At 63.2% G+C, this 1,028-nt stretch carries 2 protein-coding genes; both read right to left on the reverse strand.

Going from position 1 to position 1,028, the window contains the following annotated elements; all coding sequences use genetic code 11:
- Window positions 1-255: 255 nt before the first annotated feature.
- A complete protein-coding gene (locus BMY19_RS31740) occupies window positions 256-390 on the reverse strand; it encodes a hypothetical protein (protein ID WP_280141655.1) in 135 nt (44 codons plus the stop codon).
- Between the two features lie 64 nt (window positions 391-454).
- The gene (locus BMY19_RS31125) at window positions 455-625 is read right to left on the reverse strand and encodes a hypothetical protein (RefSeq protein WP_170863093.1); all 171 of its coding nucleotides are present in this window, start codon (window positions 623-625) and stop codon (window positions 455-457) included.
- Window positions 626-1,028: the final 403 nt, after the last annotated feature.

The following is a 1,028-nucleotide window of genomic DNA, read 5'->3' on the forward strand; positions in this document are numbered from 1 at the left end:
GCGACCCGCTACGATCGCCTAGCCTGCAACTATCTCGCAGCCGTCGCGCTAGTTTCCTCTGTCATCGCATGGACCTGAATGACTCCCCTACCTAGTCAATCAGCCCGTGCCATCCTTGTCACCGCGACCGTTCCACGCAAAATGCGGGAGAGCCGCGAAGCCGAGGGAGGAGATCATGCGCCGTACCCTGCGCGAAGTTCAAGCCCCTAAGCGTGACGTAACCTCAAATCGCCGCTCTGACCGCGGCGGTTTGGGTCAAGCTGCGGTGATGCGGCGGTAGCTGGCTGCGAAAGCCTCGGCGGCTTCACGGGTCAGGCCGGTGACCACCAATCCGTCCCGATAAACGGTCCAGAGCCCATTCTTGTCTTCGGAGATCCGGATATCGATCACAGCGCCCTCCTTGTTGCCCGTAGGCAAAGCGGAGCGAGTGTGACAGTTCCCCGACGTGAATCAATCAGTGCCGCTTGAGCGGCGGGAAATACGGGTCGAATGTCTCGTTGCGGGCGCGGTCGGAAGGGGCCTTCGCGCGTTGGCGGACGGGGAAGTGCGGATCGTAGAGGTCCGGCCGCACCTCCGGTGCGGGCTGCGCCTTCTTTCCGTTAGCCTGTTCAGTTGCTGTGCTCATCGGCCCTCAACGCTGCTGCGGCCGGCCTTATAGGCCGCCTCCGGTTGAGAAACTGTTGCCAGACCGCAATAGGCGGCTACAGATGCCCCTCTCCCCTGGTTTCGCCCGGCTCATCAGTGCAGACCTTTCTTATGCCTTCAACGTAACCGGTGCGGCCGCCCCGCCTTTTGATTTGACGGCGGACGGGGAAGGGTCGGCGCTCGTGTTGGATCGAGCGGGGGTGAGCCGATGGCTGAAGTCTGGCCTGACGTCAGGCAGGAAGGTGACGCCTACCGGCGCATCGAGCTCATCACCGGGCTCCGTCGGCGCTAAGCTCGACTTTGGCCATTTGCGGCGCGTCGAGTGGGCGGAGGTGACGAAGCGGGCGTGACGGATAGGCTAGCGGCGTCCCCGCCAAGAGACA

It is taken from the genome of Methylobacterium sp. UNC300MFChir4.1, from assembly GCF_900110155.1.
Taxonomy (GTDB): domain Bacteria; phylum Pseudomonadota; class Alphaproteobacteria; order Rhizobiales; family Beijerinckiaceae; genus Methylobacterium.

Excerpts from the sequence above, each read along its gene's own strand:
- BMY19_RS31125 (WP_170863093.1), bottom strand. The coding sequence starts at position 625 with ATGAGCACAGCAACTGAACAGGCTAACGGAAAGAAGGCGCAGCCCGCA.